Genomic DNA, 15289 nt, shown 5'->3' with positions numbered 1-15289 from the left:
ACTATGCCCCTTTCTAGATACCAATCCTTCTATAACTTAGAATTAGAAGGAGTATACAATACCCCTTCTAATCTTAATAACGTTAATTTTATCATATTCTACAGTAAGAATGATGGTTTCATCAAAAATTGTCCGTTTTTTTTCGTTTTTTAATTCATATATCTGAATTTTTCTACGACAACCGGTTGCAATTGCTTTCCTTGTAGCGCTTCTAATACTGTATCTTCCAGCAATTCCATGCGAGCTACCATTGAGTTCGGTTTTTTTTCTGGTGCATCTTGACCGAATGGGACGAAGTAGATGTTTTTTGTTGCCATTAGGCGCATGAGGTTGACGCCAACATGGTAGCAACAATGAAAATGTGTAGTTTTTTCATTACCTTCTATTATATATGTAAACAACATGAGAAATTAAATTTGTTTAATTATCTAAATTGTATACATAAATCATTAGCATCAATTTATTACTTTCCCATTAGTGTTTTACCTCTACGTTATACTACATTACCTATTGAGAACTATAACAAACACATATGTTGTAAAATACATTTTTTTTGAGGAAACTTTAACCATTTATTGTTATAATCATATCTGCAATATTTTCCCAGGAGGGTTCCTATAAAGAACAATAGGATAATGGACATACATACTAGACACTCCCCTTCTTTAATACGTTCATAGAAATATAGAAAGGGTTTATACGATGGGACAATTTCAAAGTAATTTTCAATCGGCACAACAAATCGCTACGCAGATGAGAGCAGCGTCGGATACCATCCAAAGTGCAACAAATCGTTCTATAACAAAAGCGACGCGTACTACGCTATCTGTTAATTCCAAAGCACAACAGGCGAACCAACAAGCTTTAGATTTAACGAAACAATTTTCCGCGGCCTTTCAACAAGCGGTCGATAATATTCATTCGGTAGCCAAAGAGTTTGAGAGAATGGATCACGAGCTTCACAACACTTTTCGCTAATGTGACCACCTTCGTAAAGATAAAACGGTAGGAGGAAAAAGATGGATCGAGATATCGAAAACCAAATCAAACAGTTAAATCAAAAGTTACGAAATGTATTTGAAGAACAGGACCGAAATCAATCCGCGATTCAAACTCAGGAACAAGGGGAAGCAGATTTTCACGAGTGGAAAGGTCGAAGTAATCGCTTATTTAACCGTATTTTAGAAACTTGGCACAACGATAGGGAATTATCTCATTTTTTTATGAATATCCGTCAAGAAGCACAACACATTGAGCGAAAACTTACATTCGAATTGGAAAATCAAAAAGAAACATTGCTTAAAGAAAGACGAGACCTTAGTAATTTAGAAAACGACCTTTCCTATCAGCAACAACAATTAGCAAGGGAGGTCAATGCATGAGTTTAAATATGTATTTGGGAGAAGTACAGAATCAGACTCAAAGCATGAACGCTATATGTACCGCTACCATTCAAGGTATGGAACAAGCCATTCAGTCGATTGACGCTTTTGCAATTGATACTGTTCTACAAGGACAAACATATAGCAGTGCAAAAGCATTCTTTGCACAAACCTTTCGTCCTTTAGCACAAGGTATCATTTATTTATGTGAAGAATTAATTCGTCAAAATGATGCATTCCCAAATGATTTTCAATCAAAAGTCGCTTCGACAGATGTTATCGAACAAGAAATAAGAGAACAAATACAGGAAATCAATCAATCGATTGCAAGTATAGAAGCAATAAATGTAGCTATACCAATGCCTGGAATAGACGCAATTGTGGCTGTTTTATTTGCGATGAGAAAAAAACTTGAAGAAAAACTAGAGCATCTATATGAATTCAATTATACATCCAGTAATAACTACAGCACAGCCCTTCAACTAGCAGCTAGTATTGCTACTGGTCTTACCGAAGTTCAAAGTGGAAAAGGATTTAGTCCTGCAAGTGGTACATTTAGTACACAAGGATTAAATATGGAATGGTCGGGGCCTATTCAAGCAATTACAGAAAGTAAAGCTCGTAAAGCACAAATTGAAAAAGCAATTGCTTTACGAGAACAAGAAGCCAATAGACCATGGTATGAAAAAACAGCTATCAGTACTTGGGAATTTATGAAAGAATTTTTTCAAGGCGCTGGCAGTGCAGCTTTCGAAAGCGTTATTGGAATCGAATCACCTGATAATGATGAATTAGAAAGCAAGTTAACTTATCAAGCGGGAAGGTTCACGGGAAATGTTATAGCAGGAGCGGCATCCATTATAGAAATTCTAGAAGGTCTTACCGTCATAGGCGGCTCTAATTTTTTAACTCTAGTCGCAACAGTAGGAACTGGTGGATTAGCATCACCAATTGCTATTACATTTGATGCAGCTGCTACAGCGGCTGGAGTTAGTCTTGTTGGACATGGTGTATTTGTTGGGCGTAATGCAATTCAAAATGGTAAGGATACTCTTCAAAAATTCCAGTCTTCTCCGTCTTCTGGTGGACCTGTTAATAAAGCTAAAGAGAATGGTAAGCCTGATAAAGAAGGAAATACTACTAAGGGGATGGATAATACTAGCAAGAAAGCCAGCGAACTTAATTTTGGTAGCACAGAAAAATTAGACGGCCATTTTGGAAAGCATGGTGGAGAATTTGGAGGTGCATATTCTAATATGAATGAATATCTGGCTGGTGCTAATGATGTGATTAAGAATGGAACCAAGGTACAATATAATTACAAATTAAAAGATGGAACAATAGAATTGAGAACTGGCTATGTAAAGTTTATGAAAAACAGTAGTTTAACTAATCCTAAGGGTGTTCCAATAAAAAGTTATGCTAAATTTGAGTTTGTAGGAACTAATAATTTGGGGGAAATTACAACATACCATGTAGAAAGTGGGAAAACTTTCTGGAAAATGATGAATAATGGTAACAATATTCCTGTTATCAATCCAGTAGAATAGAGGTTATAAAATGAAAAATAAGATATTGATATGTAGAATTGATCCAATTATTGAAGAAGAAATAGATTTTTTGATAAATAAGCAAAAAGTAACAGGTTTTAATACTTCACCTCAAGAAGTTATTGTAAATAAAGAATATGAAGCTGAGATAGATATATTTGTGAATGACGCTTTGACAATAGAAGAGCAAATAGAAGATAAATTTAAAAAAATAGAAAATACCACCAATGGAGGTTATATTCTTTTTGGTAAATTGCTTAAAGATAATATTTTAGACGTTGGATTCTTTATAACTAGTGACTTATTTGAAGACTACAAATATTTAGAAGGTCAATATGTCTGTTTACAAGTTGACAGACTACAAGTATCTTTTGACTAGCTACTTTTCTAGATTCTGAGGGCAAGAAAGAAACTTTTTGAAGAACAAGCCTTCTTTAAGATTGGATATTTCAATGAACCATGTTATCTAGCTTGGAGTAAGTGAAGAGAAAGTTACATATGGAGAATAATCAACAAAAGAGACCTCACATTCGGGGTCTCTTTTGTTGATTTAAATTAAAAATTATTATTTAAGTGGATGCTCTTTTGTAACTCTTACTTTACATACACATATGCTTCAATTACTGATACATGATATGTTTTACCCTCGCTGTTATGTACTTTGTATTGTGGCGCTCCATTCACAGTTACCTTTACATCAATGGTAAATCCTAATCCTGCATCTAAAGTACCAACAACATCTTTATCCTGCCAAGAAGGAGCATCATAGAAACGTAGATTGTTAACTTTTGAAACAACGTACTTCCCTACAATAGAAGAATCCACTGTACTTTTCTTGTTAAACTTCACATAAGATGGATCGTTCTTAATCCATTGTTCTCCACTAAGATTTAACCAACCATCCTTTTCAGCCCATACAGCATAATATAAATCATTAGCATCAATTTATTACTTTCCCATTTGTATTTCACCTCTACGTTATACTACATTACCTATTTAGAACTATAACAAACACATATGTTGTAAAATACATTTTTTCCAAGGAAACTTTAACTATTTATTGTTATAATTATATCTGCAATATTTTCCCAGGAGAGGCCCTATGAAGAACAGTAAGATAATGGACATACATACTAGGCACTCCCCTTCCTTAATACATTCATAGAAATAAGAACAAAAGGTATGTATCAAATTGAGGGAAAAGTAGATGGAATAACATATATTGTTGGATTTAAAAATGGCAGAATAGGACAATTATATCCTAAATAGAAACCCGAGGAGACGTTAATATGATTAGTGTAAAATCATATATAAAAAATGATAAAATAATAACTTCATTAGATAATATTGAAAGTAACTTTCTTGAATATTTCATAGATTTTGATAACACGAAATGTTTAGAACTAGTTATTGATTTTGATTATATGGAAGGTGCAATAATAATAAACTATTACGGAAATACTATTTTAGGATTTAAAGAATGGGATATGATTGATCAGTTATGGTCATATTTCATAAATGCAATTGAAGAATTGTTTGAAAATCAAAACGATGTAAGTTTTTATTTTCCAGACCAACCTTTAGAGGTAAAAATGCAGGTTATTTCGCAAGAGCAAATTTTATTATCTATTGCAGGAGAAAAAACATGTTTTAATAAAGATGAATTATTATTAGCTTTATTAAAAGGAGCAGAAAACTTTTTTGATATATTGAAAGAATGTCCTGATGAATATCTTGTAGAACAGAGTAATAATGAATTAAAGAGAATAGAAAAATTATTAAATAAATTGAACATTTAAATGAGAACATATTATTAAATACACTGTTTAAATTTAACACCTATAGTATGGTTAAAGTAGACACTTGAACACTAAAAGAATCTATAAACAGTAAAGAATAAAGTTGCAATTAACAAAGCCGACTCATATCAATTTGAGTCGGCTTTTACTATTACTTCACACTCACATACTTCTCACTAGCAGTAATATAAAATGTCTTCCCTTTAGAATTATGTACACGATATTGTGGAAAACCATTCACCATTACTTTTTTATCAATTGCAAATCCTAAGCCTACATCTAATGTACCAGCAACATCTTTATCCTGCCAAGAAGGAGAATCATAAAAACGTAGATTGTTAACTTTCGAAACAACTCGCTTCCCTACAATAGAGGAATCTACTGTACTTTTCTTGTTAAACTTCACATAAGATGGATCGTTCTTAATCCATTGTTCTCCACTAAGATTTAACCAACCATCCTTTTCAACCCATACAGCATAATATAAATCATTAGCATCAATTTATTACTTTCCCATTAGTATTTTACCTCTACGTTATACTACATTACCTATTTAGAACTATAACAAACACATATGTTGTAAAATACATTTTTTTGAGGATACTTTAACCGTTTATTGTTATAATTATATCTGCAATATTTTCCCAAAGGAGTTCCTATAAAGAACAATAGGATATGGAAGAAAAATTCTGTAGGGACCAAGAAAAAATCCTAATAAGAATGAAATTATTGGGGGACATTCTTCTGGAATAAATAATAATCATCATAACTATGTTGTAGAGGAAATTAAAATTAATCCAGATGGAACAAAGAACATTAAGTATACTACTCAGTTTCCAGATGGTAAATTATCTAAAATAAAAAGTAGTACAGTATTTCCAGATGGGTGGCGTGACACAAAAATAATAAATTGCGTTGAGAATATCGGGAATTCTAAATTTATAAGTACTAGAGCTAGGGACGGAGCAACTTGGCATCGAGGTACTATTGATGGTGTAGAAATAGGTGTGATAAAGAAAGGAGATAGTGTTATTAGTGCCTATCCGACAGGTAAAGCTAATGCATTACCACCATCTGGATTTTAGAAATAAAGGAGGAATAAGAAATGTATGAAGAATTAAATGAAATATTATCCGAAAATAGTTCAGAAGATTCTTGGTATGATGATGGATTTATGTATGCTCAAGAACTGCTGAATGATTTTACTGACAAAGATTGGGGAAAATTATTTCAAAGTATTAATGATAAAAATGATAAGTGGAAAATTAGGCTGGCTTATTGCATTGATGATGATTTAGGGATAAATGGATTAGAATTACTATTGAATATGCTTGATGAAAGTGATGAAGTTGTTGAGACTACGATAGATTCTTTAAGGTCTTTCAATTCTGAAGAACATAAAAAGATGATAGTATCCAATAGTCGAGTAATTGATACAGCACAAAAATTATTGGAAAAGGCTAGCTTACCCGTCAAAAAAGTTCTAGAAGATTTTTTGAAAGATATTAAAAATTAATTTTTTCGGAATATGAAGAAGAAGTAGCATGGGTGAAAGTAATTGAATTTGACTAGCTATTTTGGTAGATTCTGAGCACAAGTAAAGTAGAGAACTTTTCGAAGAAAAAGTTTTCTTTAAGATTGAATATTTCAATGAAGCATGTTATCTAGCTTGGATTAAGTGAAGAGAAGTTACATATGGAGAATAATCAACAAAAGAGGCCTCACATTTGAGGTCTCTTTTGTAACTCTTACTTTACATACACATAGGCTTCAATTGCTGATACATAGTATGTTTTGCCCTTGCCATTGTGTATTTTGTATTGTGGCGAACCATTTACACTTACCTTTGCACCAAGAGTAAAGTCTAATCCCATATCTACAGAACCAGCAACATCTTTCCCCTGCCAAAAAGGAGATTCATAGAAAGGAGAATATTATATGTCTTTAGATAAGTATAAAAATATGTCTGATGAAGAGTTTAAACAATTGTCTACTGAAGAATTTCAAAATTATATAAGATTAAAGCAAGAAGATTTTTCAAGACATTATAGGAAAATAAATGAAATTAATGTAGATGTGATGTTAAAACCTCAGGAAGCAATAGAAATTGCTAAACATTATCATAAGAAAAACAAATTAGATGGAGTAGTTAATGAAGATATCAACCATCTTTTCTTTGATGAGGCTTATACATTTAAAATTGAGAAAGAAAATAGAAACAACGATGATATAAGACCAGCTTGGAGAATATTAGTGGATTTACCAAAAAACCCTTTTCTTATGGAGGACTATACACTAATTGTGTCTGATAAGGATAAAAAAGTGATGGGTATGCTCGATCCAAATGGGCATCCAGTATTTAAAGGCAATGAATTTACAGATGAAGATATCGAATATATTATGGACGATGAGGATTCTAAAGGTTAATTAAGGTAATAACTTAGTGGATAGTTTTATAAATAGAATTATTGTCTTTTTTAATTAGTTCTTATCCTATTTTGCTAGATTCTAAGGGCGGAGAAAGATGAATTTAAAAGAACAAGATAAATAGTTAGAGCAAACAGTGGTAGCAGAAGGAACAAATATAGAAGCGTAAAAGAAGACAGCCCCTTAACAGACAGTTTTTCTATGTCCTCACAACACTACTCTACTATTTCACAATGGAAGAAAAAATTTCTACATCTCCAGTTTTTGATATAATGATACAGTTATTAATATCATCTAGGAGGAACAAATGCATTTAAAGATTTAACTTTAATACAAAATCATTCCTATCATAAAGCTATAACTAATACACAACGTATATTAACTAGATACTTACAAGATGGAGATAGTGTAGACGTAAGCTGGCCTATCCAAAAATACAACATCTACCCTAAGGAAAAATAAAATAAACTTAGAAAGGGATTTTTATATGTGGAAAAATCTGATTGTAGATATTGAAAAAATAGAGAAAAGTTTTAATGATAAACTGAATACACCAGCAACAGATAGTGAAGTTCAGAAATTAAAAGAACATATGAAAGAGAATTTTAATATTGACTTACCGAGTGAATATGAGGAATTTCTCAAAACTGTAAATGGATTAGATTTTAACGGGCTAGTACTTTATGGAGTTGACTCTTATTTGTTAGATATAGAAAGGGACGAATCAATTTGCGGGCTTATAGAAACCAATGAGATTTGGTATGAAAATGAATTTCAAAAAGAGTACCTTTTCCTTGGAGATTCAGATATTGCATGGTTTTGTAAAAAACTATCTGATGGTACTTACTTAGAACTTGATAAACCATCTGGTACAGTGATGGAAACATATAATGATTTCAATACAATGCTTGAGGAAGCATTGAAAACAGCCTTGCTTTAATAGGGGGTATTAATGACAAGGTAATTTACACGACGGAATATCATTTTACTAATAAGGAATATCCGGGACGAGGTAATAGATACATTGGTAGAACGCCACATGGTATAGAAATTATGATGTTCATTGATTCAAGGAATCGCGTTATTTCGGCCTTTCCATTACGTTAACCATTGAAAGGATGATCTTTAATATATGAAATACACATATGAATTTTATCAAGGACCTTTTAATCTTTTGATAATTAAACTTCCTGAAAATATATCGTTGGTAGGGGAATTTTTAGAAAATGATATTCAAAATAGTGACGGTGTGTTTTGGCTATCTCGTATAAATAAAGTATTGAACTGCGAAGTTGATTCTCTAGAATTAGGTGGAAATAGTTGTGATTTAGAAATACGTAATGACTTCACAAAAATTATCCATCGATATATAGAAGATGAAAACTACTCTTGCAACATCGAAACCGATGAACTACAAGAATTAATTTTAGTATGGGTTAAAGAAAAAGAAAAAGAAAAAGAAAAAGAAAAAAAATAAGTTCGAATATTTTTGGGCAGATATTCAAAAATATAAAACTTTCATAGTTAATAATTATGATGAAGATGAAATCTCTCTTGAAATAGAAACTATTACATTACGAAATCTAATACACATTTGAATAAATGAGCACACAAAATTGACAACCGAAAAAAATAACAAGTAAATAATGTTACATACAGCACGAAAAAGACCGCACATTCACATACGCATCACTAGCCGTAATATAGAACACTCGCCAATAACTATTATGCACTTTACATTGATACGAACCATTTACACTTATCTTCGCATCAATCGTAAATCCTAATACTCCCCCACAGAACCAGCCACATCTTTATCATGCCAAGATGGAGATTCATAGAAATGCAGATTGTCCACTCTAGAAACAAAACACTTTCCTATAATAAACTAATCACAATATTTCTTTATTACTGTATCTTTCTTCTCCACATCAAATTAAATAAACGTCAAAATTATTAGTACACATAACCTGTCTATTTTCTATACAAAAAAAGAGGAATTACTCCTCAATATTTTCTTTCGTTTGCAATTCATCAATGATGGCCCAACTAGCCTTGTAATATGCTCGAAGGATTTTATCAACATCCTTTTTGGTTTTCGGCTCTGGAGCCACAATATAAACTTTCGTTTTCCCAAATTTATAAGACGCGGCATATTTTTCTTGTTGGCTCATGGTGTCACCTCTTGAAGTGCTTTCTATATTTGTATGCTGCTGATTTGTTAGTACTGCCATATTAGTTGCTAACCATTTCAAAGCAGAACAATCATCGAAATATTAAAGTATCGGAAAACGACGAAGAATCTTAAATGCTTTCTTAAATCAAACATGTCATTACTTTCGCTACTTTAAATAGCCATTTCTACTTCTTATATATACATTTCTCGTATATGAATTAACTATATAAGGAGGTCTAATCATGAAAACCGCAATCTACCTAAGAAAATCCCGTGCCGATCTCGAAGCCGAGGCACGTGGTGAAGGTGAAACTTTAGCAAAGCACCGCACTACCCTGCTGAAAATTGCCAAGGAAATGAACTTAAATGTTTTATCTGTACGTGAGGAAATCGTTTCTGGTGAGAGCTTAGTGAAACGTCCTGAAATGCTAGCTCTGCTTGAAGAAATTGAAGATAACAAATATGATGCCGTTCTTTGCATGGATATGGACCGTTTAGGACGTGGTGGTATGAAAGAGCAAGGAATCATTTTAGAGACGTTTAAACGCTCGAATACGAAGATTATGACCCCTAGGAAGACTTATGACCTTAATGATGAGTGGGACGAAGAATATAGCGAATTTGAAGCATTTATGGCACGTAAGGAATTAAAGATTATTACACGTCGTATGCAACGAGGCCGTGTTGCTAGTGTAGAGGCTGGTAATTACCTTGGTACACATGCACCATTCGGATATGATATACACCGTTTAAATAAACGAGAGCGTACTTTAACAATTAATTCAGAAGAAGCCTCTGTTGTAAGAATGATATTTGATTGGTACGCAAATGAGGATATGGGTGCGAATGCAATTAGAAGCAAGTTAAATGATCTTGGCTACAAAAGTAAGTTAGGTAATGAATGGAATCCTTATAGCATCTTGGATATATTAAAAAACAATGTGTACATCGGAAAAGTAACATGGCAAAAGCGAAAAGAAGTAAAACGGCCTGATGCTGTAAAACGTAGCTGTGCAAGACAAGATAAATCAGATTGGATTATTGCTGATGGAAAACATGAGCCTATCATACCCGAAAGCTTGTTTGAACAAGTACAAGAAAAATTAAATTCAAGGTATCACGTTCCTTACAATACGAATGGAATTAAAAATCCACTAGCTGGTATTATTAAATGTAGTAAATGTGGTTATAGTATGGTCCAACGTTATCCGAAGAACCGAAAAGAAACGATGGATTGTAAGCATCGCGGTTGCGAAAACAAATCAAGCTATACGGAATTAATTGAGAAGCGTTTACTTGAGGCATTAAAAGAATGGTACATCAATTATAAAGCTGATTTTGAAAAACATAAGCAAGATGACAAATTAAAAGAGACACAAGTTATTCAAATGAATGTAGCTGCATTACGCAAGCTTGATAAAGAATTAGTGGATGTCCAAAAACAAAAAAATAATTTACATGATTTATTAGAGCGTGGTGTTTACACAGTCGATATGTTTTTAGAACGTTCGAATGTAATTTCTGATCGCATTACTGAAATTACTTCCACGGTGGAAAACTTAAAGAAAGAAATTAAAACTGAAATTAAGAAGGAAAAAGTGAAGAAAGATACAATACCTCAAGTGGAGCATGTTCTTGATCTTTACTTTAAAACAGATGATCCCAAAAAGAAAAACAGCCTCCTAAAGTCAGTTTTAGAAAAGGCTGTTTATAAAAAGGAAAAGTGGCAAAGGCTCGATGATTTCGAACTTGTGCTTTACCCTAAGCTCCCTCAAGATGGCGACATATAAGCGTTTATGCTTTGTCGTCACCTTGTTGGTGTAATTAGATTTACCCCATTAAGCCCTAAAGCATCATTCGTCGAAACAGCCAATACGACAGGCTTGCCATTTCTTAGCGTCGCTTTCGCTGCCATTAATACTGGAGAGTCTGTCATTGCATTTGCAAATTTACTCATTGAATTTCCTGTTAGTGGTGCAATTACCATGCAATCTAGTGGAATTTTAGGTCCTAGTGGTTCTGCGCCAACGATTGAATTAATCGCTTTAAAGCCTGTTACTTCTTCAATCTTTTTAATCCACTCTGCTCCTTCGCCAAATCTCGTATTTGTTGATTGAACAGTATAAGAAACAACAGGACGTACTTCTGCTCCCTCAGCAATTAATTTTTCTAAATGAGGCATAACTTCTTCGTACGTACAATGTGATCCAGTAAAACCAAACCCTATTCTTTTCCCTTTTAAATTCATTCCCCATTCTCCTTTCTTGCGATTACATCTTCTGCCAGTAACTGAGAAAGAACGTTCGCTAAAATTTGTCCTGCTGTTTTTGGAGCAACAATACCCGGTAACCCAGGTGCTAATAGCGCTTTGACCCCTCTTTTTTCCGCATATCTAAAGTCGGTACCACCTGGTTTAGAAGCTAAATCAATTACTAACGTATGAGCTGGCATTTTTGAAATGACATTCGCTGTCACAACGAGATGCGGAATTGTATTAATGACAATATCGATATTCCCTACTTCTTTCTCAATGTCCTGCATATGAAAAGGAGAAAACATCATTTCTGTAATACGTGCAATATGTTCCGATCGTCTTGCTCCAACTTTGACATGGGCTCCTAATGATTGAAATGCTCTGGCAACACTCATCCCTGTTCTACCAAATCCTAAAACCATTACATTGGAACCATGAATTGTATAGTCGGTATGTTGAATTACCATCATTAATGTACCTTCTACAGTTGGAATAGAATTGTAGATTGCCACATCATCACGATCAAATAATTTAACAAGTTTGCGGTTTGTAGTAGATACGAGATTTTCCAAGTAAGGCGTGCCAATACCTGAATATATAGTAAAATGTTCTGGTGTATTTTCAATTTGTTCTTTCGTTATAGAAACTTTTTCGTTTGAAAAAATAGTATCTACTTCTCCCTTGGCATTTGTACCTGCAACTGGCAAAATAATTGCATCTACAGAAGTGAAATCTAAATTTTGTATACTTTCTTTTGCTGCCCCTGTGAAACCATGATCTAACTGATCAAACCCTATCAATGAAAGTTTCGCATCCAATTCAACTAGCTTGCGAATTACTTCTAGCTGTCTTGCATCTCCTCCTATGACAGCAATATGCATCTCAGTCAACATTCCCTAATTCACCTTCTTTTTCTGTCATTTATAAGAAAAGTGCCTACTTTTTCTTTTTCCTCCACATCTTATGTAATGTACGAGTTTGAGGTGATTGAAAAACAAAAAGCACATATGATTTATCAGCTTTATATATACATACAAAAAAAGATGACCAAAATGGCCATCTTTCACTTCGAATTTGAACGATCCGTAATATCACAAAGGATCATATCATGCCCAACTTTCTTAATTTGACTCCACGCTACTCTTACTTCTTGTGGTTCCTTTTTAAAACCTCCCCATTTCCCAGCAGGTATGATAAGAGCCTGTATTTGGCCATCCTTCTCATTAATCTCTAAATCCACATAACCTAAAACCCCCATTTTTTCTGCTCTTTCTAAATTCACGATTTCTTTACCACTTAATTCACTTAAACGCATATACTCTCCCCCTACCGAAATTATTAATTTAAGTTATCCATAATTACTACCTATTCTGTACATCCCAAAAAAATAACCGTATCTCTTTTAAAAGAGATACGGTTATTTTTACATACTTCATATAAAGCAATTATAGTTTTATTCCTTTTGGAAGTTTTCCATCTGGACTAATTAATGCTGCAGAGAATTCATCTGTAAACATGTTACGAATTAACTCATCAACATTTTCTTTTGTTACAGTGTTTACACTTTCAATGATTTCATCAAGTGAACGGTGCTTACGAAGAAGCAATTCATTTTTACCATTACGGCTCATACGACTATTCGTACTTTCTAAACTTAACATTAAGTTTCCTTTTAATTGCTCTTTACTATTAATAAGCTCTTTTTCAGTAATACCTGTATTTTTCAATGTTTCTAATGTTTCTTGCATTGTTTCATACAGTGTATCTAGTTGTTGGCTACCTGTTCCACCATACAGTGTTAACATTCCTGTATCTTCATAAGAAGAATGGTAAGAAAATACTGAGTAGGCTAACCCACGTTGCTCACGTACTTCTTGGAATAAACGGCTACTCATACTACCGCCTAAAACATTATTTAATACAATTAAGTTATAAATATCTTCATGTCCCATTTGTAAGCCTTTATATCCTAAACATAAATGAGCTTGTTCTGTTTCCTTTTTACGTGCTACCTTATTAAAATGGAAAATTGGGCTATGTACTTGTTCACGGTTTGTTGTTCCTTCATAACTACCGAAATATTGCTCTACCGTTTGTAAGAAGGCTTCATCAATATTTCCTGCAACTGAAACAACTACATTTTCAGGTGTATAATGATCCTTGATATATTGGCGTAGCGTATCACCTGTAAACGTATCCAGCGTTTCTTCTGTTCCTAAAATAGGATATCCAAGCGGATGCGTTTCATATGTTGCTTTCGTTAACATATCATGCACAATATCATCTGGAGCATCTTCGTACATTTTAATTTCTTCACATACGACATTCTTCTCTTTTTTCAGTTCCTCTTCATCAAATGTTGAATTAAAGAACATATCTGCTAATACATCTAAAGCATATTTAGCATGCTCATCTAGCACTTTTGCATAGTAACAAGTGTATTCTTTTGAAGTAAAAGCATTCACTTGCCCACCAATGCTATCAAATGATTCTGCAATTTCGCGTGCACTACGTGTTTCTGTTCCTTTAAAGAACATATGCTCTAAAAAGTGGGAAACCCCGTTATTTTTTTCATTTTCATTTCTTGATCCCGCATGGATCCAAATGCCAATCGCAACCGATCTTACGGTTGGTATATTCTCCATAACGATTCTTACACCATTTTTACAAGTATATTTTTTAATCAAAAACTTTCCTCCTACTGCCAGTTTCTCTAAATAAGTGCTATTATTTAATGATAACAAGTTTAAGGATGAATGTCATGCAAATGTATTTAATCCACACGTTTTTCATCCAGTAATTCTGTTATATTCCCTACTTTATATCCTTGTTCCTTTAATTTTGTAATCATTGTATCTAATGCTTCTGCTGTAGATGAAGTTGGATGCATTAATACGATAGCACCTGGATGTATTTTTCTCATCACTCTCTGCAATAGTACATCTGGATCAGGTCGCTTCCAATCAATTGTATCTACAGTCCACATAATCGTTCCCATTTGGAAATCATCTGCAATTTTCACGACTTCATCCCGAAAACTTCCACTCGGCGGAGCAAACCATCTCACCTTTTGATTCGTAGCTGCTTCGATCATTCGATTTGTTTTTTGTAACTGATCTCGTATTTCATCAGACGATAGCGTTTTCATATTAGGGTGTGTGTAAGAATGATTTCCGACTTCTTGATTTGCATCGACAATCATTTTTGCAAATCGCAAATTTTCTTTCACCCAGCGTCCTTCTAAAAAGAAAGTCGCCTTCACATCATGTTTTTTCAATACCTCTAATATACGAGGTAAATACTCGTTTCCCCATGCCACATTTATTGTTAACCCCACCATCTTTTTATTTGGATGTCCCCTATAAATTGGGGCTGATGGTAAATCTTCTAAGTGGACACTCGGTGATACTTCCTTGAATTCAAGATGTTTTTGATCAAATTTCTTTAGTTTCTTCATATTACTATATGATGCTTCAATATCAACTTGTCTTCCATTATATCCCGGTGTTGCTTTCCATATCTTATCAATCATCGCATTTTGAGGTGCAATCTCATATTGTTTTGCATGTTTTTGAATTTCTTCATATAAGTTATCCTGTGCAAAAACGGAATAAGAGCCTACACTGACATATAAAAATAATATACATATGTATGCCAATATACGAGCTTTCATATAAACCCTCCCATTAACTATATAAAAA

General features: G+C 33.4%; 15 protein-coding genes and 7 pseudogenes. 11 read left to right on the top strand and 11 right to left on the bottom strand.

All coding sequences use genetic code 11. The features are described from left to right. Positions 1 to 149: 149 nt before the first annotated feature. Positions 150 to 338 (bottom strand): annotated as a pseudogene (gene spoVFB, locus QCI44_RS08725) (dipicolinate synthase subunit B); the annotation flags it as partial. Between the two features lie 364 nt (positions 339 to 702). Between spoVFB and QCI44_RS08720 the strand changes: the two are divergent. From QCI44_RS08720 to QCI44_RS08705, 4 genes are read left to right on the top strand one after another with little or no spacing between them, the layout of a single operon-like run. After that, a complete protein-coding gene (locus QCI44_RS08720) occupies positions 703 to 978 on the top strand; it encodes a TIGR04197 family type VII secretion effector (RefSeq protein WP_016135235.1) in 276 nt (91 codons plus the stop codon). A gap of 41 nt (positions 979 to 1019) precedes the next feature. Then, on the top strand, positions 1020 to 1382 hold the full coding sequence (locus QCI44_RS08715) for a DUF3958 family protein (RefSeq protein ID WP_016135236.1): 363 nt from the start codon (positions 1020 to 1022) through the stop codon (positions 1380 to 1382). Then, complete coding sequence (locus QCI44_RS08710; protein WP_088084174.1) at positions 1379 to 2932, top strand: T7SS effector LXG polymorphic toxin; 1554 nt, start codon at positions 1379 to 1381, stop codon at positions 2930 to 2932. The genes QCI44_RS08715 and QCI44_RS08710 overlap by 4 nt, the downstream gene beginning before the upstream one ends. Positions 2933 to 2942: 10 nt before the next feature. Continuing rightward, on the top strand, positions 2943 to 3311 hold the full coding sequence (locus tag QCI44_RS08705) for a hypothetical protein (protein ID WP_016135238.1): 369 nt from the start codon (positions 2943 to 2945) through the stop codon (positions 3309 to 3311). 215 nt (positions 3312 to 3526) lie between these two features. On the opposite strand, the pseudogene QCI44_RS08700 reads toward QCI44_RS08705, so the two are convergent. Continuing rightward, positions 3527 to 3856, bottom strand: a pseudogene (locus tag QCI44_RS08700) (N-acetylmuramoyl-L-alanine amidase); the annotation flags it as partial. A gap of 365 nt (positions 3857 to 4221) precedes the next feature. Between QCI44_RS08700 and QCI44_RS08695 the strand changes: the two are divergent. Further along, a complete protein-coding gene (locus tag QCI44_RS08695; protein WP_016135240.1) occupies positions 4222 to 4731 on the top strand; it encodes a hypothetical protein in 510 nt (169 codons plus the stop codon). Between the two features lie 151 nt (positions 4732 to 4882). Here QCI44_RS08695 and QCI44_RS08690 read toward each other — a convergent pair. Next, a pseudogene (locus QCI44_RS08690) lies at positions 4883 to 5212 on the bottom strand (N-acetylmuramoyl-L-alanine amidase); the annotation flags it as partial. A gap of 241 nt (positions 5213 to 5453) precedes the next feature. On the opposite strand from QCI44_RS08690, the pseudogene QCI44_RS08685 reads away from it, so the two are divergent. Both QCI44_RS08685 and QCI44_RS08680 read left to right on the top strand, forming a co-directional pair. Continuing rightward, positions 5454 to 5816 (top strand): annotated as a pseudogene (locus QCI44_RS08685) (EndoU domain-containing protein); the annotation flags it as partial. Positions 5817 to 5836: 20 nt separating this feature from the next. Next, positions 5837 to 6247: a hypothetical protein gene (locus tag QCI44_RS08680; protein WP_000272777.1), complete on the top strand. Its 411-nt coding sequence runs from the start codon at positions 5837 to 5839 to the stop codon at positions 6245 to 6247. Positions 6248 to 6479: 232 nt separating this feature from the next. Here the strand turns inward: QCI44_RS08680 and QCI44_RS08675 are convergent. Then, a pseudogene (locus QCI44_RS08675) lies at positions 6480 to 6656 on the bottom strand (N-acetylmuramoyl-L-alanine amidase); the annotation flags it as partial. A gap of 13 nt (positions 6657 to 6669) precedes the next feature. On the opposite strand from QCI44_RS08675, the gene QCI44_RS08670 reads away from it, so the two are divergent. The 3 genes from QCI44_RS08670 (at position 6670) to QCI44_RS08660 (ending at position 8635) form a co-directional block, all read left to right on the top strand. Then, the gene (locus QCI44_RS08670) at positions 6670 to 7158 is read left to right on the top strand and encodes a hypothetical protein (RefSeq protein ID WP_016086627.1); all 489 of its coding nucleotides are present in this window, start codon (positions 6670 to 6672) and stop codon (positions 7156 to 7158) included. A gap of 487 nt (positions 7159 to 7645) precedes the next feature. Further along, positions 7646 to 8098, top strand: a complete 453-nt coding sequence (locus QCI44_RS08665; RefSeq protein ID WP_016086626.1) for a YrhA family protein — start codon at positions 7646 to 7648, stop codon at positions 8096 to 8098. A 192-nt stretch (positions 8099 to 8290) separates the two neighbouring features. Continuing rightward, a complete protein-coding gene (locus tag QCI44_RS08660) occupies positions 8291 to 8635 on the top strand; it encodes a hypothetical protein (RefSeq protein WP_353811073.1) in 345 nt (114 codons plus the stop codon). 172 nt (positions 8636 to 8807) lie between these two features. Here the strand turns inward: QCI44_RS08660 and QCI44_RS08655 are convergent. Both QCI44_RS08655 and QCI44_RS08650 read right to left on the bottom strand, forming a co-directional pair. Next, positions 8808 to 9043 (bottom strand): annotated as a pseudogene (locus tag QCI44_RS08655) (N-acetylmuramoyl-L-alanine amidase). Positions 9044 to 9158: 115 nt separating this feature from the next. After that, positions 9159 to 9392: a hypothetical protein gene (locus tag QCI44_RS08650; protein WP_353811072.1), complete on the bottom strand. Its 234-nt coding sequence runs from the start codon at positions 9390 to 9392 to the stop codon at positions 9159 to 9161. A gap of 184 nt (positions 9393 to 9576) precedes the next feature. Here QCI44_RS08650 and QCI44_RS08645 point away from each other — a divergent pair, with 184 nt between their 5' ends. Next, positions 9577 to 11124, top strand: a complete 1548-nt coding sequence (locus QCI44_RS08645; RefSeq protein ID WP_016086624.1) for a recombinase family protein — start codon at positions 9577 to 9579, stop codon at positions 11122 to 11124. Positions 11125 to 11156: 32 nt separating this feature from the next. Here QCI44_RS08645 and dpaB read toward each other — a convergent pair. From dpaB to QCI44_RS08620, 5 genes and pseudogenes are all read right to left on the bottom strand, one after another. Beyond that, positions 11157 to 11582 (bottom strand): annotated as a pseudogene (dpaB, locus tag QCI44_RS08640) (dipicolinate synthase subunit B); the annotation flags it as partial. Further along, the gene (dpaA, locus tag QCI44_RS08635; RefSeq protein ID WP_000954736.1) at positions 11579 to 12481 is read right to left on the bottom strand and encodes a dipicolinic acid synthetase subunit A; all 903 of its coding nucleotides are present in this window, start codon (positions 12479 to 12481) and stop codon (positions 11579 to 11581) included. The gene dpaA and the pseudogene dpaB, both read right to left, overlap by 4 nt. 170 nt (positions 12482 to 12651) lie before the next feature. Next, a complete protein-coding gene (locus tag QCI44_RS08630) occupies positions 12652 to 12903 on the bottom strand; it encodes a YlmC/YmxH family sporulation protein (protein ID WP_016086623.1) in 252 nt (83 codons plus the stop codon). Positions 12904 to 13033: 130 nt separating this feature from the next. Next, positions 13034 to 14275 carry a M16 family metallopeptidase gene (locus QCI44_RS08625; protein ID WP_000593006.1) on the bottom strand — a complete coding sequence of 414 codons (1242 nt, stop codon included), beginning with the start codon at positions 14273 to 14275 and terminating at the stop codon, positions 13034 to 13036. An 86-nt stretch (positions 14276 to 14361) separates the two neighbouring features. After that, positions 14362 to 15261, bottom strand: a complete 900-nt coding sequence (locus tag QCI44_RS08620) for a polysaccharide deacetylase family protein (protein WP_016086622.1) — start codon at positions 15259 to 15261, stop codon at positions 14362 to 14364. Between the last annotated feature and the right edge of the window lie 28 nt (positions 15262 to 15289).

Origin of the sequence: Bacillus cereus group sp. RP37 (assembly GCF_040459695.1) — a bacterium.
Lineage (GTDB): Bacteria > Bacillota > Bacilli > Bacillales > Bacillaceae_G > Bacillus_A.
Note: the sequence above shows the minus strand (reverse complement) of the source record. Positions and strands in the feature narration are given on the sequence as shown.

Coding starts and splice junctions, on each gene's coding strand:
- QCI44_RS08715 (WP_016135236.1), top strand. CDS start 1,020: ATGGATCGAGATATCGAAAACCAAATCAAACAGTTAAATCAAAAGTTA.
- QCI44_RS08630 (WP_016086623.1), bottom strand. CDS start 12,903: ATGCGTTTAAGTGAATTAAGTGGTAAAGAAATCGTGAATTTAGAAAGA.
- QCI44_RS08645 (WP_016086624.1), top strand. CDS start 9,577: ATGAAAACCGCAATCTACCTAAGAAAATCCCGTGCCGATCTCGAAGCC.
- QCI44_RS08680 (WP_000272777.1), top strand. CDS start 5,837: ATGTATGAAGAATTAAATGAAATATTATCCGAAAATAGTTCAGAAGAT.
- QCI44_RS08665 (WP_016086626.1), top strand. CDS start 7,646: ATGTGGAAAAATCTGATTGTAGATATTGAAAAAATAGAGAAAAGTTTT.
- QCI44_RS08705 (WP_016135238.1), top strand. CDS start 2,943: ATGAAAAATAAGATATTGATATGTAGAATTGATCCAATTATTGAAGAA.
- QCI44_RS08660 (WP_353811073.1), top strand. CDS start 8,291: ATGAAATACACATATGAATTTTATCAAGGACCTTTTAATCTTTTGATA.
- QCI44_RS08720 (WP_016135235.1), top strand. CDS start 703: ATGGGACAATTTCAAAGTAATTTTCAATCGGCACAACAAATCGCTACG.
- QCI44_RS08710 (WP_088084174.1), top strand. CDS start 1,379: ATGAGTTTAAATATGTATTTGGGAGAAGTACAGAATCAGACTCAAAGC.
- QCI44_RS08670 (WP_016086627.1), top strand. CDS start 6,670: ATGTCTTTAGATAAGTATAAAAATATGTCTGATGAAGAGTTTAAACAA.
- QCI44_RS08695 (WP_016135240.1), top strand. CDS start 4,222: ATGATTAGTGTAAAATCATATATAAAAAATGATAAAATAATAACTTCA.
- QCI44_RS08620 (WP_016086622.1), bottom strand. CDS start 15,261: ATGAAAGCTCGTATATTGGCATACATATGTATATTATTTTTATATGTC.
- dpaA (WP_000954736.1), bottom strand. CDS start 12,481: ATGTTGACTGAGATGCATATTGCTGTCATAGGAGGAGATGCAAGACAG.
- QCI44_RS08650 (WP_353811072.1), bottom strand. CDS start 9,392: ATGGCAGTACTAACAAATCAGCAGCATACAAATATAGAAAGCACTTCA.